The organism is Streptomyces sp. Ac-502 (assembly GCF_045222935.1).
GTDB classification, from domain to species: Bacteria; Actinomycetota; Actinomycetes; order Streptomycetales; family Streptomycetaceae; genus Streptomyces; species Streptomyces monomycini.
This window is the reverse complement of sequence record NZ_JBHFFO010000001.1, coordinates 8,780,399-8,801,873: the sequence shown is the minus strand read 5'-3', so window position 1 is coordinate 8,801,873 and position 21,475 is coordinate 8,780,399. Positions and strand designations below refer to the sequence as shown.

At 70.5% G+C, this 21,475-nt stretch carries 18 protein-coding genes and 4 pseudogenes; 16 read left to right on the top strand and 6 right to left on the bottom strand.

Going from position 1 to position 21,475, the window contains the following annotated elements:
- Positions 1-6: 6 nt before the first annotated feature.
- The 4 genes from ACEXOX_RS39830 to ACEXOX_RS39815 form a co-directional block, all read right to left on the bottom strand.
- Positions 7-513, bottom strand: a complete 507-nt coding sequence (locus tag ACEXOX_RS39830; RefSeq protein WP_406526626.1) for a hypothetical protein — start codon at positions 511-513, stop codon at positions 7-9.
- Entirely contained in the window at positions 453-1,325 is an 873-nt protein-coding gene (locus ACEXOX_RS39825; RefSeq protein WP_406525586.1) for an MFS transporter, read from the bottom strand. Before ACEXOX_RS39825 ends, ACEXOX_RS39830 begins: the two co-directional genes overlap by 61 nt.
- On the bottom strand, positions 1,322-1,810 hold the full coding sequence (locus ACEXOX_RS39820) for a MarR family winged helix-turn-helix transcriptional regulator (RefSeq protein ID WP_406525585.1): 489 nt from the start codon (positions 1,808-1,810) through the stop codon (positions 1,322-1,324). The genes ACEXOX_RS39825 and ACEXOX_RS39820 overlap by 4 nt, the downstream gene beginning before the upstream one ends.
- 147 nt (positions 1,811-1,957) lie before the next feature.
- On the bottom strand, positions 1,958-3,049 hold the full coding sequence (locus ACEXOX_RS39815) for an NAD(P)-dependent alcohol dehydrogenase (RefSeq protein ID WP_406525584.1): 1,092 nt from the start codon (positions 3,047-3,049) through the stop codon (positions 1,958-1,960).
- A 326-nt stretch (positions 3,050-3,375) separates the two neighbouring features.
- On the opposite strand from ACEXOX_RS39815, the gene ACEXOX_RS39810 reads away from it, so the two are divergent.
- The 13 genes and pseudogenes from ACEXOX_RS39810 (at position 3,376) to ACEXOX_RS39750 (ending at position 16,656) form a co-directional block, all read left to right on the top strand.
- Complete coding sequence (locus tag ACEXOX_RS39810; protein ID WP_406525583.1) at positions 3,376-3,810, top strand: hypothetical protein; 435 nt, start codon at positions 3,376-3,378, stop codon at positions 3,808-3,810.
- A gap of 406 nt (positions 3,811-4,216) precedes the next feature.
- A pseudogene (locus tag ACEXOX_RS39805) lies at positions 4,217-4,381 on the top strand (alkene reductase); the annotation flags it as partial.
- 336 nt (positions 4,382-4,717) lie between these two features.
- On the top strand, positions 4,718-5,944 hold the full coding sequence (gene thrS / locus ACEXOX_RS39800; RefSeq protein WP_406526625.1) for a threonine--tRNA ligase: 1,227 nt from the start codon (positions 4,718-4,720) through the stop codon (positions 5,942-5,944).
- A gap of 752 nt (positions 5,945-6,696) precedes the next feature.
- Complete coding sequence (locus tag ACEXOX_RS39795) at positions 6,697-7,851, top strand: M28 family peptidase (RefSeq protein ID WP_406525582.1); 1,155 nt, start codon at positions 6,697-6,699, stop codon at positions 7,849-7,851.
- Complete coding sequence (locus ACEXOX_RS39790) at positions 7,848-8,099, top strand: hypothetical protein (RefSeq protein WP_406525581.1); 252 nt, start codon at positions 7,848-7,850, stop codon at positions 8,097-8,099. The genes ACEXOX_RS39795 and ACEXOX_RS39790 overlap by 4 nt, the downstream gene beginning before the upstream one ends.
- Positions 8,077-8,621 (top strand): annotated as a pseudogene (locus tag ACEXOX_RS39785) (NUDIX hydrolase). Before ACEXOX_RS39790 ends, ACEXOX_RS39785 begins: the two are co-directional and overlap by 23 nt.
- Positions 8,622-8,736: 115 nt before the next feature.
- Positions 8,737-9,738: a Gfo/Idh/MocA family protein gene (locus ACEXOX_RS39780; RefSeq protein WP_406525580.1), complete on the top strand. Its 1,002-nt coding sequence runs from the start codon at positions 8,737-8,739 to the stop codon at positions 9,736-9,738.
- 170 nt (positions 9,739-9,908) lie between these two features.
- Positions 9,909-11,198, top strand: a complete 1,290-nt coding sequence (locus ACEXOX_RS39775) for a DegT/DnrJ/EryC1/StrS family aminotransferase (RefSeq protein WP_406525579.1) — start codon at positions 9,909-9,911, stop codon at positions 11,196-11,198.
- Positions 11,199-11,367: 169 nt separating this feature from the next.
- Positions 11,368-12,057, top strand: a complete 690-nt coding sequence (locus ACEXOX_RS39770; protein ID WP_406525578.1) for a class I SAM-dependent methyltransferase — start codon at positions 11,368-11,370, stop codon at positions 12,055-12,057.
- Positions 12,058-12,147: 90 nt separating this feature from the next.
- Positions 12,148-12,956: pseudogene (hisN, locus tag ACEXOX_RS39765) on the top strand (histidinol-phosphatase).
- A 103-nt stretch (positions 12,957-13,059) separates the two neighbouring features.
- Positions 13,060-13,662 carry a GNAT family N-acetyltransferase gene (locus tag ACEXOX_RS39760; RefSeq protein WP_406525577.1) on the top strand — a complete coding sequence of 201 codons (603 nt, stop codon included), beginning with the start codon at positions 13,060-13,062 and terminating at the stop codon, positions 13,660-13,662.
- Positions 13,663-13,742: 80 nt separating this feature from the next.
- Complete coding sequence (locus ACEXOX_RS39755; RefSeq protein WP_406525576.1) at positions 13,743-15,956, top strand: hypothetical protein; 2,214 nt, start codon at positions 13,743-13,745, stop codon at positions 15,954-15,956.
- Positions 15,957-16,020: 64 nt separating this feature from the next.
- Positions 16,021-16,656, top strand: a complete 636-nt coding sequence (locus ACEXOX_RS39750) for a class I SAM-dependent methyltransferase (RefSeq protein WP_406525575.1) — start codon at positions 16,021-16,023, stop codon at positions 16,654-16,656.
- Between the two features lie 223 nt (positions 16,657-16,879).
- On the opposite strand, the gene ACEXOX_RS39745 is transcribed toward ACEXOX_RS39750, so the two are convergent.
- Complete coding sequence (locus tag ACEXOX_RS39745; protein ID WP_406525574.1) at positions 16,880-17,320, bottom strand: hypothetical protein; 441 nt, start codon at positions 17,318-17,320, stop codon at positions 16,880-16,882.
- 1,421 nt (positions 17,321-18,741) lie between these two features.
- On the opposite strand from ACEXOX_RS39745, the gene ACEXOX_RS39740 reads away from it, so the two are divergent.
- On the top strand, positions 18,742-19,149 hold the full coding sequence (locus ACEXOX_RS39740; protein WP_406525573.1) for a hypothetical protein: 408 nt from the start codon (positions 18,742-18,744) through the stop codon (positions 19,147-19,149).
- A 318-nt stretch (positions 19,150-19,467) separates the two neighbouring features.
- Here the strand turns inward: ACEXOX_RS39740 and ACEXOX_RS39735 are convergent.
- A pseudogene (locus tag ACEXOX_RS39735) lies at positions 19,468-20,321 on the bottom strand (helix-turn-helix domain-containing protein).
- A 74-nt stretch (positions 20,322-20,395) separates the two neighbouring features.
- Between ACEXOX_RS39735 and ACEXOX_RS39730 the strand changes: the two are divergent.
- Positions 20,396-20,689, top strand: a complete 294-nt coding sequence (locus ACEXOX_RS39730; RefSeq protein ID WP_406526708.1) for a hypothetical protein — start codon at positions 20,396-20,398, stop codon at positions 20,687-20,689.
- Positions 20,590-20,907, top strand: a complete 318-nt coding sequence (locus ACEXOX_RS39725) for a nuclear transport factor 2 family protein (RefSeq protein ID WP_406526624.1) — start codon at positions 20,590-20,592, stop codon at positions 20,905-20,907. Before ACEXOX_RS39730 ends, ACEXOX_RS39725 begins: the two co-directional genes overlap by 100 nt.
- Positions 20,908-21,475 lie beyond the last annotated feature (568 nt).

Genomic DNA, 21,475 nt, shown 5'->3' with positions numbered 1-21,475 from the left:
GACGCATCAGCAGACCTGACCGGCGGCCGCCGCCGCATCGGCGGCTCCGGGAACGGCCGGCTTCGCGGCAGCAGACGGCGTGCGGTAGGCGCGCAGAGGCGCATTGGCCGCGGTCACGGCGACTATCGCCAGGACGGCGGACAGCCCGCCGAAGACCAGGGAGAAGGAGGCGGAGGTGGCCGAGGCCAACAGGCCGCCACGGAAGTTGCCGAGTTCGGGGCCCGCGACGCCGATGACGTGTTCCACCGAGGAGACCCGCCCCCGGTACACGTCCGGCGTCTCCAACTGGACCAGAGCACTGCGGGTGACGACAGACACGGTGTCGGCAGCGCCCGCCACGGCCAGGCACCCCAGCGCCGGCCACAACGGCTCCGCCAGGCCGAAGCAGGCCAGCGCCAGCCCCCAGACACCGGCCGCGGAGAGCTGTACGAAGCCGCTACGGCGCCAGCGCGTCACCGTGCCCGAGAGCAGGCCGGCCGTGATCCCCCCGACCGCGACGGCCGAGAGGAACAGGCCGAGGGTCCGCGGGTCACCCGCGAACCGGACCTCGTTGACCAGCGGGAAGAGCGCGATGGGCATGGCGAGCAACGTCGCGGACAGGTCGGTGGCCATCGAGCCCCACAGCGTCGGACGGCGCAGGACGACCCCCAGCCACCACGCTCCGGCCGGCGCCTACGCCCAGGCCCGCGCCTGCCACCGTCCGTCTCGGCGCCTTCGGGCCGCACGGCAGGCAGCCGGACCACTGTGAGCACCGCGACCGCCATGGCCACGGCCTGGGCCGCGTAGACGGCCGGAGAACCCCAGCGGGCGATGACCAGCCCGGCCATCGCGGGTCCGGCCAGCATCGCCGCCTGGAAGGAGACGTTGGTCAGCGCGAGCCCGGCCGCGACCTGGTCACCCGGCAACAGCCGGACCGGAAAGGTGCGCCGGGCGGGCGCCCCGAGAGCGCCGCAACTGGTCTCCGCGGCAACCAGGGCGAGAAGCAGCAGCACGTTGCGGTTGTCCGCCAGGGCCTGGGCACACAGCCCCGCGGCGGCCAGCAGTTGGCCCGCTGTGGTGGCCCGCACCACCGCACGGCGGTCGAAGGTGTCGGCCAACGTGCCGCCGAGCAGCCCGAACAGCACCATCGGCAGCCCCGTGGCGAGCCCGATGGCGCCGGTACCCAGCGGGCTGCCAGTCAGGTCCCAGACCTGGGCCAGCACCGCCACGCCGGCCATCTGCCCGCCGAGCTGCGAGACGGAGGTACCGATCCACAGGTCACGGAACGACCGGCTGCCGCGCAGCGGACGGGTGTCGAGCAACCGGGCCCGGACACCCCGCTTCATCGCGGTGGCCCCGCGAGATGGTGGAGGATCCGCTGGCGCATCGACCGGCGCTCCAGCGCCCGCCGCACCTCCTCGACCACGCTGGTCATCGCGTACGGAACCTCGCCGTCCAGCTCGGCGACCGTCTCATGGGTAGCGCGCCACTCCGCCTCCAGGAACGGCACCAGCGACCGGCCGCGCTCGGTCAGGTCGATGCGCCGGGTACGGGCGTCGGGCCCCGGCTCGGAGGTGACGAGCCCCTCCTTGCGCATGGCGGCGACCGTCTGGCTGATCGCGGAGTGTGAGCGGTCCAGGGACTTCGCCAGCTCGCGGATGGTCAGTGGTCCGGTGTGGGCGAGCCGGATCAGCGGATAGGCGAACCGGGGCCGCACCCCCTCGATGCCCCGCTCGACATAGACCTTTTCGATCTCGGCATCCATGGCCGCGAGAAGCTCGTGCAGCGAGTGCCAGGGATCGGGTACCGCCGTGGGGTCAGAAGATGTCACAGCGCTAATATAACAGCGCTGCGATAAATCCGTCCCGCCGTCGGACACTCCACGCCAACGGCTGGCTGCACCGCTCGCCCTGCCGCCGTACGCGGACTGCTGCAATCAAGAGATCCGGGGGCGCAGCGGTGATACCTCAGCCCGCCCTCAATCCACCCTCAGCACAGGCTTGACGACACGCCCCGCCGACGCGGCGTCGGCAGCGGCCTCTATGTCGGCGAAGCGGAACTCGGTGATGAGTTTCTCCAGCGGAAGCTGGCCCTGCCGGTAGAGGCCGATCAATTGCGGGATGGCCACGGCCGGTACGGCGTCGCCTTCGGTCACGCCCCGGATGGTGAGGCCCTTGGTCATGACCGGCAGGGTGGCGAACTCCGCCGAACCGATGCCGACCAGGGCCAGCGTGCCGCGCCTGCGCAGGGCGTGCACCGCTTGGGAGACCACGGCCGGGCGGCCGGTCGTGTCGACGGCGTAGTGCGGTCCGCCGCCGGTCAGGTCACGGAGAGCCGAGACCACATCGTCTCCGGTGGCGGGGTCGACGACCGCCGTGGCCCCGAGTTCGCGGGCCAAGGCGCGGCGTGCGGCGAGGGGTTCGACGGCGATGACAGGGCAGTCCGCGGCGACGGCCGCCATGACCGCGCTCAGGCCGACACTGCCGGCACCGAAGACGGCCAAGGTGGTGCCCGCTTCCGGACGCAGCACGGTACGGACCGTACCGACACCGGTCTGGACGCTGCATCCCAGCGGAGCGGCGACAACCGCGGGAATGTCGCCGGGAATCTTGACGGTGTTGCTCTCCGTGGTGAGGCAGTGCGAGGCGAAGGCCGACTGGCCGAAGAAGCTGCCGTACACCGGGGCGCCGCCCACACGGGAGAGCGGGAAGCTGCCGTCCGGACGGGACCCGCCGGCGTTGAGCAACGCGGAGTGCTCGCAGTAGGCGGGCTCTCCCGCCGAGCACTGTTCGCAGACACGGCAACTCCGGTACGTCAGACACACGGTGTCCCCGGGGACGAGGGTGGTGACCGCCTCCCCCACCGCCTCGACGACTCCGGCACCCTCGTGCCCGAAGACCATGGGAAGCCGCCCCGGAGGCCAGGCCTGCCGCATGCTGAGGTCGGTGTGACAGATGCCGGTGGCGGTCATCCGCACCAGGATCTCGTCCGCCCTCGGCTCTTCGAGTTCGACCTCGTGAACAGTGAAGGGACCGCCGGGTATGTCGACCAGTGCTGCTCGTATACGCATGGGGCCTTCCTAACGGTCCCGGACCGCCACACTCAACACCGGCCCGTCCGGCTCCCTGGCGGACACGGTCGGAACAGCGCGGCGAGGCTGCCGAATTCGAAAGGGCTGCGCGCACTGGAGGGAAGTACAGCACGTCGTCCGCCACCTTCGTCGGCTCGTACGACTATAATCTCGACGTTCTCTCGCGATACGCAAAAACGGGTGAACCCGAATTGCGCATCCACAAATCGAGAACAAAACTATGCCAACTCCCTTGCGGACGGGGTTGGCGGGCCATTCCGAACAGAACACCAAACAGTTGACCGGGAAGAGGAAATGATACTCCGATGAAAAGGATAGTGCCGCTGACCATCGCAGCGTCCGTACTGGTACTCGCCGTCGGCGGGTTCCTGCTCTTCACCGCCATCGACGCGATGAAGCCGGGCACGGCGGAGCGCAGTGACGTCATCGGCTCCTGGACCGGCTCCCGCGGAGCCGGGCTGACCCTGCGCGAGGACGGAACAGCGACCGGGGTGAAGGTGCCCGTAGGCTTCAGGCCGGACGGAACTCCGATCACCACAGCCGGCGGGAGCGGAACGTGGTCCCTGAAGAAAAGGAAGTCGTCCGCCGCGGACCAGGAGATCAAAGTCGTGCTCGACACAGGACCTGGCATCCGGACCGGTTTCGATTTCAGCGTCAACGGCCAGGGGGCCGAGGACGGCCTCTACCTTCCGGTGTCCGCGGAAACGGCACAGCAGTTCCGCTTCGAGAAAGTTTCCTGACGGCGGAGGCGGGCCCCCGAGGACCGCCGGTCCGATGCGAGCCGGCCCCAGCTTGCGGGTCTTGCCATAGTGCGCAGACGTTTTCGGCGTGCAACCCGGTGCGATGCAGGGGCCAGTGCGGCGCATTGAGGGGATCGTGCAGGCCCGCAACGCCTTCCCCGCCGCCGGCGCGACCGTGGAGCAGCTGGCCTTGCGTCTTTTCGCCCCAAGCCCGGCCACCAGTCGTTGGTCTCCGATGCCGATGATGCCGGACGCAGTGTTGATCCAGTCCGCGGCCAGTGTGTCGAACCAGGCACGTTGGGGTGTGTCTTGCAGGCCGGTGATGAACGCGATGAGGCCATTGTGGCGCGTCAAAAGGGGGCGTGGTCATTCGGGCATCACCGTCGCCGTCGCCCAGGCCACGCGGGAGATGCTGACGGCCGGCGCCGACCTGGTGGCGCTCGGCCGGCCCTTCCTCGCCAACCCGGACCTGGTCGCCCGGCTGCGCCGCGAGGCGCCGCTCAACCCGGTCCGGGACCGGTACTTCATGTACGTGGGCGGGGCCGTCGGCTACAACGACTACCCCACCCTGGCGGATCAAGAGGGCGTGGCCCCGCCTCTCACCATTCGTGCGACATCACATCGACCTGCCCGGCCGGTATGCCTTCCGGCTGCCTGATCGGCCTCTGCCCGGCTGCCTGTGCCCCCTGCGTGGCCCGGACACTCGTGCCGAGAAATGACCGTGTGAACGTCGCTGCGGCCTGCTAACGTCTGCGACATGAAGCGCGCTGCCATGACGACGACGCCGGAGAGTGTCCCGGCGCGCTGACAGACGACCTGATCCGAAGCCCCGGGGCAAGTGCCCCGGGGCTTCGTCGTAGGCCCGGTCACTTGCTCCGCAACCAGCAAGGAGACCGCGATGACCACCGTGCACGACCACCGCAGGCTCGGCCGTGAACTGGGCCTGTTCGACACCGATCCGCTCATCGGCGCCGGCCTGCCGTACTGGCTGCCCGACGGCGCGGCCGTGCGGCACGCCCTGGAGGAGTACATCCGTTCCGCCGAGCGGCGGGCGGGCTACCAGCACGTGTACTCACCCGTCCTCGGCAAGCGGGAGCTGTACGAGATATCGGGGCACTGGGCGCACTACAGCGACGACATGTTCCCCCCGATGGATCTCGGCGGAGAGCAGGTCCTCCTGCGGCCGAGCCTGTGCCCCCACCATGCGGTGATCTACCGTTCCCGCTCCCACAGCTACCGCGAACTGCCCCTGCGCATGGCTGAACTGGGAGGCATGTACCGTTCCGAACTCTCCGGCGTGCTCGGCGGACTGACCCGTGTGCGGGCCATCCAGCTCAATGACGCACACATCTTCTGCACCCTGGACCAGGTCGCGGAGGAGGCGCAGGCGGCGCTGGAGATGATCCGCCAGGCGTACGAGGCGCTGGGCATCACCCCCACCCGCTACCGGCTCTCCCTCCCGGGGCCCGGTGGCAAGTACGTTGCCGCACCCGAGAAGTGGCAGCGGTCCACCGCCCTGCTGACCGACGTTCTCGACCGCTCCGGCCTGCCCTACGAGGCAGCCGAGGGAGAGGCCGCGTTCTACGGCCCCAAGATCGACGTCCAGGTCACCGACGGCGCCGGCCGGGAGTCCACCCTGTCCACCGTCCAGGTCGACTTCCACCAGCCCGAGCAGTTCGACCTGCACTACATCGGCGCGGACGGCGCCAAGCACCGTCCGGTCATGGTCCACCGGAGCATCATCGGCAGCGTGGAACGTGCCGTTGCCCATCTGATCGAACAGCACGGCGGAGCCTTCCCCGCCTGGCTGGCCCCCACTCAGCTGGTCATTCTTCCGATCTCCGACACCGAACTGCCGAACGCCGCAGCCCTCGCCCAACGCTGCACCCGTCTCGGACTGCGTGCCCAGATCGCGGGACCGGACCGCGGCAGCCTGGGCGCCCGTATCCGGGAGGCCCGCCTGGTTCCCTACCAGGCCGTCATCGGTGCCAAGGAGGCCGCTGACGATCACGTCGCACTGCGCTTGCGTGACGGACGCCGGCTCGCCCCGCAGCCGGTCAGCGACGTACTCACCCGCGTCAGCGCCCTCATCGGGACCCACAGCACCGACCTGTGGACCGACGTCACCCCATAGCAAGCGTCGCGATCAGCGCCTGCTGTCGCCCAGGACGCAGCGGGCCGCACGACTCTGCTCAGCGGGTTCGCTTCCCCGCCACGGCGGCGATCTGCCGACCTGAGTTTTCCGCTGGGCGGGATTTCCGCCGTGAGAACGAGCCGGACACGCGCCGTGAAACGCCTAGGTGTCGCGGATACGCAGGGCTACCCACCCCTGGAATGCGGGGTTCCAGGGCTCGGCCTATTTGGCTGGTAAGCATCGCCGAAGCGGACACGGTTCAACGGGCAATTATTGTTCTCGGGAGTCGGTTTACCCGGGGTATGGGCAAAGTTCCGGCAAGGTGCGGAGATAAACGGACCGCTGCCATCCAGCCATGCCAGCAACCGCGGGAACCCGCCGTTCGACGCCTCTCGAACCCCTTACGTTGCAGGTCAGAGGCGTGATGGCGGACCGGCGACCGATGGCCTGAATTGTCGGCTCCCAGCCCTCACAACCCGCCCTTTGATCGCCAAGGGCTTGCAAAGTCGCGATGACTTGTTATTACCTGAGACACGTTCAAGCCGGGGCGTCACTCCTGACACTCCGCGCTTCCTTCACATCGGTGTGCAGGGGCTCGCATGCCCGCTGCCGCATCGAACCGGCCAGTGCTTCTCCCGTGCCACGCATCCGCCACGGGAAGCGCTTCGCACCTGTCGCCCCGGTGGAACACGCCCGGGACGGCACACAACAGGGGAAAAGAAGTGGGTTTCCGCACGCCGACGACTGCTGCCGTGTCGGCCACCGTCCTGTCCGCGCTCCTGCTGACACAGGTGCCGGCCCGGGCGGACACGGCGCCGGCGTCTCTCACGGACAGCGGGGTACGTGCCCATGTCGACGCGCTCCAGCGCATAGCCGACCGTAACGGCGGCAACCGCGCCTCCGGGACCAGCGGTTACGCGGAGTCCCTCGACTATGTCGAACAGCGGCTGAAGAAGGCGGGTTACGAGGTCGAGCGGCAGCCCTTCGGCTTCCTCTTCACCCAGGTCCTCACGGAACGGCTCACACTGCCCGGCGGGCAGCCGGTGCCCGTCACCCTGGCCAAGTACTCACCCTCGACCCCCGCGAAGGGCCTGACCGCGCGGTTCGCGGCGCTCACGGGCCCCGAGGAGCGGCGGCAGGGCTGCGCGCCCGCCTCGTACGACGGTGCCACGGTCACCGGACGGATCGCGCTGGTCGGCAACGGCGGCTGCACGATGGACGACAAGGGCAAGGCCGCCGCCGCGGCCGGAGCCGCCGCGGTCGTGGTGATCAACGACCGGCCGGGCGAGCTGTACGGCTGGCTCAAGGACGCCGCCGGGGCCCGCATCCCCGTCTCAGGGGTGTCACCGGAGACCGGCGAGGCCCTGACCCGTGCCGCCCGGCAGGACGCGCCCGGCACCCTCACGCTCCGCTCGCGCACCGAGAAGCGCACCACCGAGAACCTCATCGCCCGTACCAGGACCGGCGATCCGGCACACCAGGTGATATCCGGCGCCCATCTCGACTCGGTGCCCGAGACCGCCGGGATCAACGACAACGGCGCCGCCGTCGCCGTCCTCCTGGAGAGCGCGCTGCGCGGCGCCCAGCGGCCCGCCCCGAAGAACCAGTTGGTCTTCGCCTTCTGGGGCGCCGAGGAGTTCGACATGCTCGGCTCGCAGTACTTCGTGGACCGGCTCACCCCGGCGCAGCGCAAGCGCGTCGCCGCCTACCTCAACCTGGAGATGATCGGCGGCCCCAACTCCGGGCTGTTCACCATGGACGGGAAGAACGCCGACCCCGAGGAGGCATCACGCCGCCGAAGGGCTCGGCCGACATCGCGGACCGCTTCACCCGCGCCTTCGCCGAGGCCGGCGAGGTGGCGCAGACCTGGAAGCTGGACGGCCGGTCCGACTACGCCCCCTTCATGAAGGCCGGCATTCCGGCCGGCGGCCTCAACGGCGGTTCCTTCGAGCTGAAGACCGCCGAGCAGGCCCGCCTGTGGGGCGGCACGGCCGGCAAGCCGTTCGACCCCTGCTACCACCAGGTGTGCGACAACGCCGGCAGCTTCAACGCCACCGCGGCACGCAAGCACGGCGACGCCTTCGTCCGGACGCTGGACCACTTCGCCGGCACGGCGGTGGCGCGTACCGACCGTGCGGCGCACGGCCGTGGCTGAGCGGGCGGTGGACGGCCGGCCGGCACCGGCCCCCGCCGGCCGCCCGCGAGCCGCCGGAAAGCTGGTGGTCGGCGCTCTGATCGTCGACAGCCGGGACCGTGTCTTCCTCCAGCAGCGCTCCGCGGACCGCCGGCTCTTTCCCGGCTGCTGGGACGTGGTCGGCGGCCACGTCGAGCCGGACGAGAGCCCCTGGAGGCGCTCGCCCGCGAGCTGACGGAGGAGACCGGATGGCGCCTGGGCCGGGTCCTGCACCGGGTGGCCGAGGGGCAGTGGGACGCCGACGACGGCACCCGCACCGAAATCGACTATCTGGTCGAGGCCGTCGGCGACCTCACCGCCCCGCGCCTGGAACGGGACAAGCACCCGCGCTGCGCCTGGGTGGGGCCGCACGACCTCGCCCTCCTCGACGACAGCGTCCGGCGCAGCGGCAGCACCTTCGTCCGGGACGCGGTGGCCGCGGCACACACCTGGCTCGCCCGGACACCGGCACCCCACCGGAAGGACATCGGCGACACGCTGTGACGGTCGCCGGTCCAGTGACGCCAGTGACGCACGTACGTCCGCAATCGGGTCAGAAAGGGAAGAGCGCGTGACACACGTGGTTGAACCGAGCAGTCGCCCCCGATGTCGTTCGTTGGTGATCGGATTCGCCGGGCACCAGGGGCAGGAGTACCTACCGATCGTCCGGCGGCACACCGACATCGCCGGCGGCGTGGACCCCTCGGGGGACGCCGCGGCGCTGGCCCGGCAGTGGGACTTCCCGCTCTACGGCAGCCTCGACGAGGCCCTGCGGTCCGCCGACTTCGACACCGCCGTGGTGACCGTTCCGCACAACGCGCACTTCGCGATCTGCTGCGATCTGCTGCGCGCCGGCAAGCACGTCCTGAAGGAGAAGCCTTTCGCCGTCACCGAGGCGCAGGCCCGCGAACTGGTCAAGCTGGTGGACGACGCGGACCGCAGCGCCTTCACCCTCGTCCAGCGCGGCTTCAACCCGGTGTTCGCGTTCGCCCGTGAGCAGCTGGCGGAGATCGGCAGGCCGTACTGGTTCTCGTACGACTACCACCTGAACCTGCCCACCCCGACCAGCGGCTGGCGCGCCACCAGCGATCTCGCCCTGGGCGGCGTCCTGCTCGACATGGGGTACCACCTCCTCGACGTGCTCAGCGGCCTGTTCCCGGCCCCGGCCGAGGTGCGCTCCACCTTCCTGCACCGCTACGAGGAGATGCGCGAGCGGCGCCTGGAGGACCTGGCCAGCGTGCAGTTCAGTTACCCGGGGCTGGACTTCGCGGGCTCGCTGCGGATCTCGCGGCACAACCTGGAGAAGGTCGAGAAACTGACGATCCTGGGCACCGAGGGCGCCCTGAACGTCACGCCCACAGAAGCGGCGCTGCACTCCCCGGACGGCGATGTCGCGTACCGCCTGGTGTCCGAGCAGCCCAAGGGCGCGGCCGTGAACGCCATGTTCGCCCACTACTTCCGGCACCTGGACGACCGCGACTACCGCACCACGCACGTCCGGCGGCAGCTCTCCGCGGTACGGCTGCTCGACCGCATCTACCGCGACCGGCCCGCCGGCACCCGCACCGCCGCGGAAGCCGGGCCACCGCTGACCGCACCCGGCCGGGCCGTCCCCGCCTGACCCGCGGCCGCCGGGGCCGCCGCCCCCGGCCGCCTCCGTACACCGCCGGTACGGGCCTTCACCGCCACCCCGCGACGCCCTGCCGGCCGCCCCTTTCCCCAGCCCCGGGCCCCGGCCCCTGCCGTCCTGCGCCCGTACGACCGCTTCCCGACCGAGAGACAGAGGACCCCGTGACTTCCACCGGCGAACGCCTCGCCCTGCTGGGCGGCACCCCGGCCATCACCCGGCCGCTCCCGCACGAGATCTGGCCGCCCCGCGCCGAGGAGGCCGAACTCACCGCCCTGGCAGCGCAGCGCAACGACGACATCTCCATCAAGGGCAGCAGCGGCCCGGTCCGCGAGCTGGAGGACGCCTTCCGCGCCTTCCTCGACGACCAGGTCCGCTGGGCGGTCACCTTCAACTCCGGGACCAGCGCCCTGTTCGCCGCCTACTTCGCCCTCGGGGTGCGGGAAGACGTCGAGGTCGTCGGCCCGGCGCTCACGTACCACGCGGCGCTGAGCCCGGTCCACGCGCTGCGCGGCGAGGTCGTCCTCGCCGACATCGACCCGCTCACCCGGGGCATCGACCCGCAGGCCCTGGAAGCGGCGATCACCGAGCGGACGAAGGTCGTCACCGTCGTCCACCAGTGGGGTCACCCCTGCGACATGGACGCGGTCATGAACATCGCCGAGCGGCACGGCCTGCGCGTCCTGGAAGACTGCTCGCACGCCCACGGCAGCCGCTACAAGGGCCGCCTGTGCGGCACCTTCGGCGACGCGGCGGTCTTCTCCCTTCAGGCGAACAAGGCCGTCTTCGCCGGCGAGGGCGGCATCCTCGTCACCAACGACGCGGGGGTGCACGACCGGGCCACCCTGCTCGGGCACTACCGTGACCGCTGCCGCGAGGAGGTCACCGACGAGGCGCTGCGCGACCACTGGGTGACCGGGTTCGGGCTGAAACTGCGCATGTCGCCGTTCAACGCCATCGTCGCCCTGCACTCCCTCGCCGCGTTCCCCGAGCGCAAGGAGGCCCGGCACAGCGCGCTGCGCTACTTCGGTGAGCGGCTGGCCGAGGTCGACTACATCGAGCCCGTACACGTCGGCGAGGACGTCGACATGGGGGCCTGGTACGGCTACAAGCCGTTGTTCCGGCCCGAGGCGCTGCCCGGCGTCACCCGCGAGCAGCTCATCACCGCGCTGCGGGCCGAGGGCATGGAGATCGGTGCGCCGTCCGGCCCCCGGCTGTCCACCCTGCCGTTGTACGCGTCGGCCGAGAGCCCGCTCTTCCCGGGTACCCCCAAGCACGCCAACGTAGCCGCCCCCGGCACCGCCGCCGAGCGCGTCGAGCAGCAGGCGCTGTCCCTGCCGACCTTCAACGACTGGCCCGCCGACAAGGAGCTGATCGACGCCTACATCGAGGCGTTCCAGAAGGTCGGCCGCCACCGCGCCGCGCTCGCCGGGCACGCGCGCGACGACGGCTGACGAGCGCCCGGCCCACCGCCGTACGGGCGCGGGGATCCTGCCCCGCCCCCGTACCCGGTCCCCGATACGGGCCGGAGCACCGTCTGTCCCTGACCACCGAACGGCCCGGGGCGCCCCCCGCCCCGCCCTGCCCCACCCGCACGACCGACATGAGGACTGGAGAGGAACCATGGCTGTCAAGGAATCCCCCGAAGCCGCCGAGGCCGTACTCAACCGGGCGATGGAGGGCGACGACCTGCCCGACTCGTTCACCCTGCTCGGCCGGGAGTGGGACCTGCACCGCGACGTGTTCCCCGGCACCATCACCGCGGCGACCGAGGTGATGGCCTCTGCCCTGCCGTACCCGGAGGGCGGCTCGTTCCTGGAGGTGGGCTGCGGCACGGGCGTCATCTCCGTCACCGCCGCGCTCTCCGGCTGCGCGCAGGTCACCGCGCTGGACATCAACGAGAAGGCGGTGGCCAACACCGAGGCCAACGCGCGCCGGCACCAGGTCGCCGACAAGGTACGCGCCCTGCACAGTGACCTGTACGACGCCCTGGCCCCCGAGGACCGCTTCGACGCGATCTTCTGGAACGTACCGTGGACGTTCGTGGAGGACGACTTCAGCCTCAAGAGCCACCTGCATCACGCCGTGTTCGACCCGGGCTACAAGGGCCAGGCCCGCTACCTGGCCGGGGCGCGCGACCATCTGGCCGACGGCGGGCGGCTGTTCATCGGCACCGCCGACCTCGGAGACCGCGAGATGCTCGACCGGTTCGCCGAGGACGCCGGCATGCGGGTGGAGCTGCTGCGCCGCATCCGTCGTATCGAGGTGGTGCGGGTCATGGAGTACCACCTGCTGGAGCTGCACCAGAAGTAGCCCCCGGTTCCCGGCCCGCGTGCCCCGGCCGCCGCCCCGCGCGGCGGCCGGGCCCGGGCGCCCCACCGCCCACCCCAAGGAGACACCGATATGCCCAGCCCGGGTGACCTGGACGTCGCCCTCGACCTCGCGGACCTCGCCGACGCCGTCACCGGTGCCCGTTTCCGCTCCGGCGACCTGCGCGTCGACCAGAAGCCCGACCGTACCCCCGTCACCGACGCCGACCTCAGCGTCGAGGACGCCATCCGTACCGCCCTCAAGGAGCGGCTACCCGCGGACGGCTTCTTCGGCGAGGAGCACGGCGGCACCCCGGACGGGCCACGCGTGTGGATCGTCGACCCGATCGACGGCACGAAGAACTTCCTGCGCGGCGTACCGGTCTGGGCGACCTTGATCGCGCTGGTCGAGCACGGCCGCCCGACCGTGGGCGTGGTCAGCGCTCCCGCGCTGCGGCAGCGCTGGTGGGCCGCCGCGGGCAGCGGCGCCTGGACACGGCGCGGCGACGAGCCGCCAGCCCCCTTCACGTGTCCGGCGTGAACCGTCTCGGCGACGCCTACCTGTCCACCACCAGCCTGTGCACCTGGCCGAAGTTCCACTCCAGGGAGGCCTACCTGCGGCTGGCCGACGCCTGCTGGGAAGACCGGGCGTACGGCGACTTCCTCCAGCACTGCATGGTGGCCGAGGGCATCGTCGACATCGCCGCCGAGCCTGTCGTCAGCCCGTGGGACGTGGCTGCGGTACGGGTGGTGGTGGAGGAGGCCGGTGGCCGCTGCACCGACCTGGCGGGCGGCGACATCCTCACCGGAGGCGGTGCGTTGTCGGCCAACCCGCGGCTGCACGAACTGGCTGTCGGGGTTCTCGGCGCCGACGACAGCGGGCCGTGCGCGGACGGGGGCTGAGCCCCTGCCCGAACCGAGCCGGTGCTCTGCCCGCATCCGGCCACCCAACACCCAACACCCAACCACCCAGCCACCCGACCACCCAACTGAACTGGTGACACCCATGACCTCGAACGCCCCCGCCGTCCGCCCCGCCACCCGCGACGACCTCCCTCGCGCCCTGCGCACCCTCCAGCGCGCGTTCGCCGACTACCCCTTCACCCGCCACACCATCGCCGCCGACGACCACCTCGCCCGCCTGCACCGTTTCAACGAGCTGTTCGTCTCCCGCATCGGCCTGGACCACGGCAAGGTGTGGGTGGCCGACGACGGCGACGCGGTGGCCGTCTGGACCACCCCCGAAACCGCGAACGCGGGCAACGTCTTCGCCGAGATCGGCCCGCAGTTCGCGGAGATCGCCGGGGACCGTGCCGACGTCTCCGCGCAGGCCGAGGCCGCGATGGGCCCCCACCGGCCCACCGAACCCGTGTGGTTCCTCGGCTCGGTCGGCGTCGACCCCGGCCGCCAGGGTCAGGGGCTGGGCGGCGCGGTGATCCGGCCCGGCCTGGAAGCCGCCGAACAGGCCGGTGTACCCGCCTTCCTGGAGACCTCCGACGAACGCAACGTGCGCTTCTACGAGCGCCTCGGCTTCGAGGTGACGGCCGACTACCCGCTTCCCGGCGGCGGCCCGCGCACCTGGGCCATGACCCGTAAGCCGGGCGCCTGAGCCAGGGCTGCCCACGACGATGCCGGTCGGTGCCGCGCGGCCCGGCCACCGGAACGCGGAGACGAGAAGGGCTGGAAGACGTGACCATAGGGCTCGCCACGACGCTCGGCGACTATCTGGAGTACGCGTTCGCTCAGCACGGCCGCGGGGCGCGGTACCTGCCCGTGTTCGACCCGGCCGGGAAGCACGTGTGGCCCCGCAGGATCGCGGCGCGCCTCGGCCTGGAAACGGTCGAAGTACCGGCCCGGGCCGGGGCCGCCGCCCCTCCGGGGGCCGGTGACTGCGCGCGCGACGGGCGGGAGGACCACCTCGTCGTCGCCCTCACCGACGACGCCGGGTTCTGCGCGCCGGCGCTGGTGTTCGCGCTGGCCAAGGAGGCCCGGCTGGTACGGGCCGACACCGTGAGCCAGGTCGTGAAGGCGGCGCTGGAGCTGCCGCCCGGCGGCTACCTCACGGTCGTCGGCCCGGAACGGGTGCTGGAGTTCGCCCTGCTGAACCGGCTCCGCCGGGAGGTCCCGGAGGTGAACACGGGCGTCCTGTGCGGGCCGACCCCGGCCAAGCTCAGCGAGCTGGTGTTCAAGACGCTGGTCTACCCGCACGTCCCGGCGGAGCGCGACGAGTTCTTCGCCGGGCTCCTCAAGGGCAAGGAACCGATGACGTCGGGTCGCCTGACGGTCTACCCGACGGACGCCGTCGACGCCGACCACCTCATGGACGGCACGGTGCTGCGCCGGGTGCTGAGCTTCATCGCCCACGCCAGCGAGGACTATCTGCGGGTCACCCCCGACGACATCCTGTGCGGTCTGACCGACGACCCGGAGGAGCAGGCGGCGGCCCGGCGCGCGCCCGGCCCGCTGCCCGCCTGCATGCAGGGAGACACCTGCGTCTACCCGGACGCGCGGCGGCACGACCCCGCCGCCGTCACGGCTCAGGTGGTCTTCGCCAACGCCTGCCTGACGCTGAAGTTCGGCACCCAGCTGATGGGCGAGCACAACCGCTTCACCATCTCCCGCCGGTTCCTCGACGGCTGGGCGGGCTGCTTCATCGCCAGCCCGCTGCTCAAGGACGGCATCCCCGGCGAGAACCTGCTCTTCCACGCCCTGATCGAGGACGGTCTGACGGTCGGCGCCGCCGTACGGGCGGTCAACGACAACCTCGAACGGTGGGGCGTGGACGCGCCGGCTGTCATCGTCATCGGCGACCCGGAGGCCGCCTACGGCGACCGCGGTGCGCCGCGGACCGGCCCGGTGCCGTCGGTCGCGTACGAGCGAGACCGTGCCACCGTCCGCTTCGACGGCCTCATGCCGACGTACAGCCGCGTCCGGCTGGACGACCCGGACCTCCTCGCGGCGCACCGCGACGGCACCCTGGACATCCGGCCCGCCACACCGTTCGGCGGACGCACCCCGTTCTACGCGGCCGCCGCGGAGATCGACGGCGGGCTCGACGTGATGGTGCTGGGCGTACAGGACCGGCCGCTGCTCACGGAGGAGTCGCCCCGCGTCCTCGACGTACGCGCCACGGCGCCGCGGGCCGAACTGGACGGACTGACCCGGGCCTTCGAACGGTACGAGAACCTGGCGTTCCTGGACATCAAGCTCGACAAGGGCCGCGCGGTACTGACCGACATGATCAACAACCTGCCCACGATGGCCCGCAGAGCGCGCAACACACGCTTCGAACTGACCGAGTGGGAACGGTTCAGCCGTTCCGTCGAGCGTATCCAGGAGAAGTGCGCCGCGCTCGACCGCGGCGTCATGGACAAGCTCCTGCAAGCCACCGAGAGCCGCGAGTACCACTTCGTCGAGGCGTACCGCCACACCTACACGGTGCAGCGCACCGAGAGCACCGACGATCCGTGCCGTTACTGCGGCGAGGCCCTCCACCGCTACGTCAGCGGCAACATCCTCCGCCCCCACCTGCGCCGCTACCTGATCAGCTGCGCGATCTGCGGTGCCGTACAGGACACCGAGGACGAGGCGGTGACGCTGACCATCACCGGTGACAACCGGCTGCGCCCCGGCGCCGACTCCGAGCTCGGCGTGGAGATCGGCAACGGCGGCGACGAGGAACTGGATCTCCTCCTGGGCGGGCGCATCACCCACGGCAAGCCGCACGGCTTCGGCTTCCGGCTCGACGACGAGTCGGTGCGCGTACCGGCGGGCGGCACGGCCCGCACCCGCCTGACCATCAGCACCGGCCGCCCGCTGGCCCGGCACACCATGCTGCTGCGCTTCTACGCGGTGGGCCTGGGCCGGATCCAGTTCGCCGGCCGTGACCTGTACGTGCGCTGATCCGGTCGTCCCCGGCCGCCGCCCCCTGAACTGACCCGTCGGACCCGAGACAGAGGTACGGACAGTGAACACCGAGGTCAACCACCCACGCTTCGCCCGGATGTACCCCAAACTCGCCGCCTGGGCGGAGGAACACGGCGCCCAGGAACACCGCGCCGAGTCGCTCGCCCCCGCCACCGGCCGAGTCCTGGAGATCGGTGCCGGACACGGCCTGAACTTCCCCCACTACCCGGACACCGTCACCGAGGTCGTGGCACTCGAACCGGAACGGACCCTGCGCGACCTGGCGCGCGAGGCAGCACCCAAGGCCCGTGTACCGGTGACCGTGTCCGACGGCGTCGCCGAACGGCTGCCCGCCGCGGACGCGTCGTACGACACGGTCGTCTGCTCACTGGTGCTGTGCTCGGTACGCGATCTGCCGACCACGCTCGCCGAGATCCGACGGGTGCTGCGCCCCGGCGGGCACCTCTGCTTCTACGAGCACATCCGCTCGCGCTCCCGGGGGTTCGCCGCCTACCAGTGCGCGGTGGACCACGTGTGGCCGCACATCTCGGGCGGCTGCCGGGTGAGCCGCAGGACGGACCGCGCCATTCCGGGATCCGGCTTCACCATGAAGCACGTACGCCACTTCCGCTTCCCACCGGGCCGCAACCCGGCGCCGACCGCCCCCTTCATGATCGGCCTCGCGGTGCCGGAGTGATGGGTCGGTGCGCGCCCTCGCCGACCGGCATCCAGCCCTCCGGGGCGCCGTCGGTCTGTGGAGAGCAGGCCGGAATAGCTCAAGGCCGGCGCGGCCGCCACGCTGACACAGGCAGGGGGAAGACCGGAGGAACGGGGCAACGAACTACCGCGGCAGCGCTGCCTGTTGAGGGCTCCCCGCCGCGGTCGCGGCAGGGCGGTTGATCGTCGGTCAGTGTCGGTGGTCAGTGTCGGCGGGCACGCTGGACGATCCGGTCGATGGCGGCTGCGGCCCGCTCCGGGTCTTCCGTCAGCCACCTGCCGAGATGGTCCTGGACAGCCTGTCCGACGCAGTCACGTACGTCGGAGTCGCCCAGCACGGAGCGCGTGGCGCCCTGGAACTCGGGACGGTCCAGCTTCACCGACACGACCGCCGTCAGGCCCTCGCCGATCCGATCGGCGCCGACATCGGGGTCCGCAGCCGTCAGCAGCCCCTGCTTCCGCGCGTACGCGGTGACCGCGGCCGCCACCCCGTCGCGCAAGCCCACCACGTGCGTACCGTCGACCGTGGGCCGGCTGCTGGCGAAGCTCCGCATCCGCTCCCCAGAGCAGTCGCACCAGCACAAGGCCACCTCCATCACCCCCGCCATGCGAGGGTCCTCGCACTCGAAGGCGATGGAGTCCACGGGAGCGGACGCCGCCGCATGGCCGGCGAGGAAGCCGACGAAGTCCCGCGCCCCGCCCGGGAAGCGGAGCCGCGCCGAGCGGGGCCGATCCGGGCGGCGCAGGTCGGTCAGGGAGAGCTGCAGGCCCTGGTTCAGGAAAGCCAGTTCCCTGTACCGCCCAACCAGGGCGTCGAACGAGAACTCCGCGGCTCCGAAGACGGCGGCGTCGGGCCAGAAAGCAAGGGTGGTCCCGCTGCTGGTCGCCGTCCCCCGCCTCGGTGAGCGGGGTGATGGCCACGCCGCGCGCGTACTCCTGGACCCACCGGCGTCCCCCGCGCCGCACCTCGGCCGTCATCCGCTGCGACAGGGCGTTGACGACGGCAGGCCCCAGGTGGCAGAAGCCGAGCACACCAGGTCAGAGCCGTTACCCCGATGTCGCGGACAGGCGTGTGGGCGACCATCCGGCAGGAGGGCGCAGGGGCCGCGAACCAGCGCCGGGGTACGGCCGTGACCCCCTCGGAGGCGTGGAAGGCACCCTTGAGCGCCGGCCTCAAGGCCCTGTTTCAACGCGGGCACGAATCCTGTCCGGCGCTTCGGCCCGGGCAGCAGCCCGGCCCCCGGAGAGCCGTCAAGGCCCCGCCTGCTGCTCATCCGAGGATCCGTGGGCGGCGCCGGCGAGGACCCGGCCGGTCACTCAGCAACCTTGCCCGTCACGCCCGCCAGGCACGGTCCCACGCAAGGCGGTCTCCAAGGTTGAGTACGGACAGTCGGCGCGACGAAGCACTCCAACGCCGGGAGCTACAACGGTGTGGGCCATTCAGGTTGGTCGGGACAGTGGGAAGCATCAGCATCCTGCTGGGGGGCACTCCGACCGGTGTTGGGATCAGTTCGAAGAACGGACCCTGCCATGCGCAGACCGATAGCCGCCTTCGGCCGCTCGGGCCGCAGCCAGCCTGACCGGAACCGCCATCTGAGCCTCCGGTCCCCGCGCGCTACCGGCCCACCTTCGCCCGCGACGACGCTGTTACCGAGGGGACTCTCCGGCATGCTCGTGCTCGCCGGGCAGCCCGCTGCTGCCGCACCGCCGGCATCCGCCGCTGCTCCGAAGCCGACCGGTTTCGAAACCGTGCACACGGACCGGCCGATGCCTTCCGGGCCGACTGCGGATACGTCCGTGACGCGCCCGGAAGGGAAGGTGGCCCTCAGCGGCGACGCCGATACGCGACCCTTTCTACGACTTCTTGGGAACTTCTTCCGAGTTTTTTGAGGGATCCGGAGGATACACCACCCACTATGCCCCCAAAAGAGTGGGGACAATTCCGAGGCTTACCGTCGGGAACGAAAATCCGCGCACCACAGAAATCGACAGGAGAGGGTTCGCCCAACCCTTCAGGAAGGAATTTCTCATGCCCATACCAGTCAACCGTCTCCTGCAAGTGACCATGAGCACTCTCTTCTTGGCCGCTTGTGCAGGCGCTCCGCACGCCACGGCCGCCTCCGTGAAGCAGGGAAGCCCTGGCTTCTGCGGAGACACCATCGCGGCCTGGAAAGGTAGCGCCTACACCGGAAACCTGAAGCCGAAGGAAGGCTCCCTGATCAAGGTGAACGTCATAATCAATGACAAAGGAGATGAGGCGGAAATCCGAGTATTCGCCTCCTCCTGGGGAAAGACGGGCGTCCGCCTGGATACCAGCTTCATCAACGAGGTGTCCGGAGAAAACAACGAGGCGAAATGGGAAATCAGCATGCCTACCTGCAACTCCAAGGGGCAAGTGGACAATGCAAGCGGCTACATGAAGGTCAAGAAAACCGGCAAAGAATACCGGGGTAAGATGCACCGCGGCTATTGAGGGAGGCACCTGCCTGCGACGCGAACGTGTTCAGGCCCACCTCGATGGCATGAATGCGGGAGACCCGGCAGCCGGGGCGGCCATACCGCGCTCGGCCATCATCTTCCTCGGGCCAGTTCGTGGCGGTGAAGGTGGCGGCGACGCTTGGGCCTTCGTGGCGAAGGGTGGTCCGAGACCCGCCGGGGCCGGTGCCTGCGGGAAGACGTCCGGTCAGCTTGTAGTTCATGGTCGGTAGGCAGCGGAGGAACCCGGTTGGGTTCCACAAGGGGACGTGATTTTTGCGTCTGTGTCGAGCGAGGGAGTTCGCTGGGCGAGGTGTCAGTCGGTTTTGCTGACGCCGTGCTGTGCCCACGCGTGGTCGTCCGCAGCCAGCCACGGCCCCCGGCCACGGTCGCCGGCGTCACTCCGGTGAACGCCACAACGTCCCGGTGCAGGTGGGACTGGTCGACGTAGCCTCCCTCCGCCGCGACCCGGGCCGGGCCCTCACCCGCGGCCAGGCGATGGACGGCATGGTCGAAGCGGACCAGCCGCGCGGCGCGCTTGGGAGGAAGGCCGATCTGCGACCCGAACCGGGACCACAGGCGCTTGCGACTCCAACCGACCTCGGCCGCCAACTCCTCGACCCGCGCCCGGCCGTGGCTGACGGTAATCCGGTCCCAGGCCCAGGCCACCTCCGGGTCCACCGACGGACCCTTCTCTGTCCGGCGGGCGAGCAACGCCTCCGCCAGCGCGAAACGCTCCTGCCACGACGTGGCACCACCGAGTTGCTCCCGGATCCGTGCCGCGTCCCGGCCCCACACGTCATCGAGGGCGACCACGGCACCATCCAGCTCCGAGGGGCAGACGCCCAGCACGGCGCGTGCGACCACCGGGGACAGGCGCACCTCCAGGCACATGACCTTCTCGCCCCGCATACCCGCTGCGCCGGTCACCAGCCCGGCGACGAAACTTCCCCACTGGTGCCGGCCACCGGCGTCGGCCACGACGAGCGAGCCCTCGCCGAACGCGACCACCAGCGTGACGGCGGGGTGCGGGAACAACGGCACCTCGACCGGGCCCGCGCTCCGATCGCGGAACCCGGCGATGCGGACGCCGGCTGTCCGGCCGGGCCCCGGCGGCCGCGCGACGTCCCACCCGACCGCGGCCGCATGCGGGTGTGCGGTGGATCGCATGACCCCATGCTAGGGGTGACCGACCGGAACATTTGTCCAAGACTCCGGTCCCCGGCAGCGGCGACCGTGGGTTCATGACCCGCAGCCTCATCGAAGTCGCCTTCCAGGCGCTCGCCGGCAACGACCCCGACCAAATCTCCGCGGTCTTCACCGAGGACGCCGAGTGGCTGTCGCCCCCGGGGAACGCCACGGTCGTCGCGCTCAAGTTGATCGACCACACGCTCAAAGTGACCAACCACATGGTGGGCAGGGAGACGATCGTGCGTTTCTGGGCCGAGGCCTTCCCCGCCTGTTCGTTGCTGACCTCGACGTCACCTTCCGCACGTCCCACGCCGACAACGAGCGAGGGATCGTGGAGGCGACCGTGACGGCGACGCTCGCCAACGGCAACCACTACAGCAACGACTACTGTTTCGTCTTCGAGTTCCGGGACGGGCTGATCCACCGCGTCCGCGAATACACGGACACAGCCCGCGGGCACCGCATGACCTTCGGCAGCGTTCCACAGGAGCGATCCCGCTCTGACAGCGGTCTCTGCTCAGCACGCCGAGTGGCCAGTGACGGCCAGGCATTCTCCACCAACTGACCACTGACAGCTCGGCTGAAGTGCCTGTAGGGCCAGGGAGCCGGGCGGAGCATCGGCGGTGCTGATCCACACTCCTGCTGGAGGGGCCCGCCGGGCTTCCCGATACGACGGTTACCCGCCTCACTCACGGGTCTGCTGGAGAACCTGAAGGGGGCTTCACCACTCCCTCGTTCCGCGACCAGGTTTTCCCGCAACACCCCAGGCCGGCCCATCGATCAGGAAACCCGCGAAAGTCGAGAGCTCCTGTCCCGGATGTTTTTGCGCGGACACCACACCCTGTGTCACCAGCGCAGGGCCGTACAGCGGCGTCGACGCGTCCGCCGTTGACGCGGCCGCGGTGAAAAGTGATTGTCAGTCCCATGCATTAACGTGCATTGCGCACGGAAGGTGCACGACATAGATGGACAAACAGGGTGAGGGAATGCGCAAGGGCATCGCGCGACGCATCGGCGTCCCGCTGGCGACCGCAGCCGTACTGGCGGGCATAACCAGTTGCCACAACGATGAGACCAAGGCCGATGGGGGAGCCCCGCCGTCCGTCGCACTCCGGCGCAGGCGCTCACCGCGG

What these genes read in the sequence shown, in the direction of transcription:
- ACEXOX_RS39825 (WP_406525586.1), bottom strand. Translation starts at nt 1,325, where the DNA reads ATGAAGCGGGGTGTCCGGGCCCGGTTGCTCGACACCCGTCCGCTGCGC.
- ACEXOX_RS39815 (WP_406525584.1), bottom strand. Translation starts at nt 3,049, where the DNA reads ATGCGTATACGAGCAGCACTGGTCGACATACCCGGCGGTCCCTTCACT.
- ACEXOX_RS39810 (WP_406525583.1), top strand. Translation starts at nt 3,376, where the DNA reads ATGAAAAGGATAGTGCCGCTGACCATCGCAGCGTCCGTACTGGTACTC.
- ACEXOX_RS39790 (WP_406525581.1), top strand. Translation starts at nt 7,848, where the DNA reads ATGAAGGCCGGCATTCCGGCCGGCGGCCTCAACGGCGGTTCCTTCGAG.
- ACEXOX_RS39770 (WP_406525578.1), top strand. Translation starts at nt 11,368, where the DNA reads ATGGCTGTCAAGGAATCCCCCGAAGCCGCCGAGGCCGTACTCAACCGG.
- ACEXOX_RS39760 (WP_406525577.1), top strand. Translation starts at nt 13,060, where the DNA reads ATGACCTCGAACGCCCCCGCCGTCCGCCCCGCCACCCGCGACGACCTC.
- ACEXOX_RS39740 (WP_406525573.1), top strand. Translation starts at nt 18,742, where the DNA reads ATGAGCACTCTCTTCTTGGCCGCTTGTGCAGGCGCTCCGCACGCCACG.
- ACEXOX_RS39730 (WP_406526708.1), top strand. Translation starts at nt 20,396, where the DNA reads ATGACCCGCAGCCTCATCGAAGTCGCCTTCCAGGCGCTCGCCGGCAAC.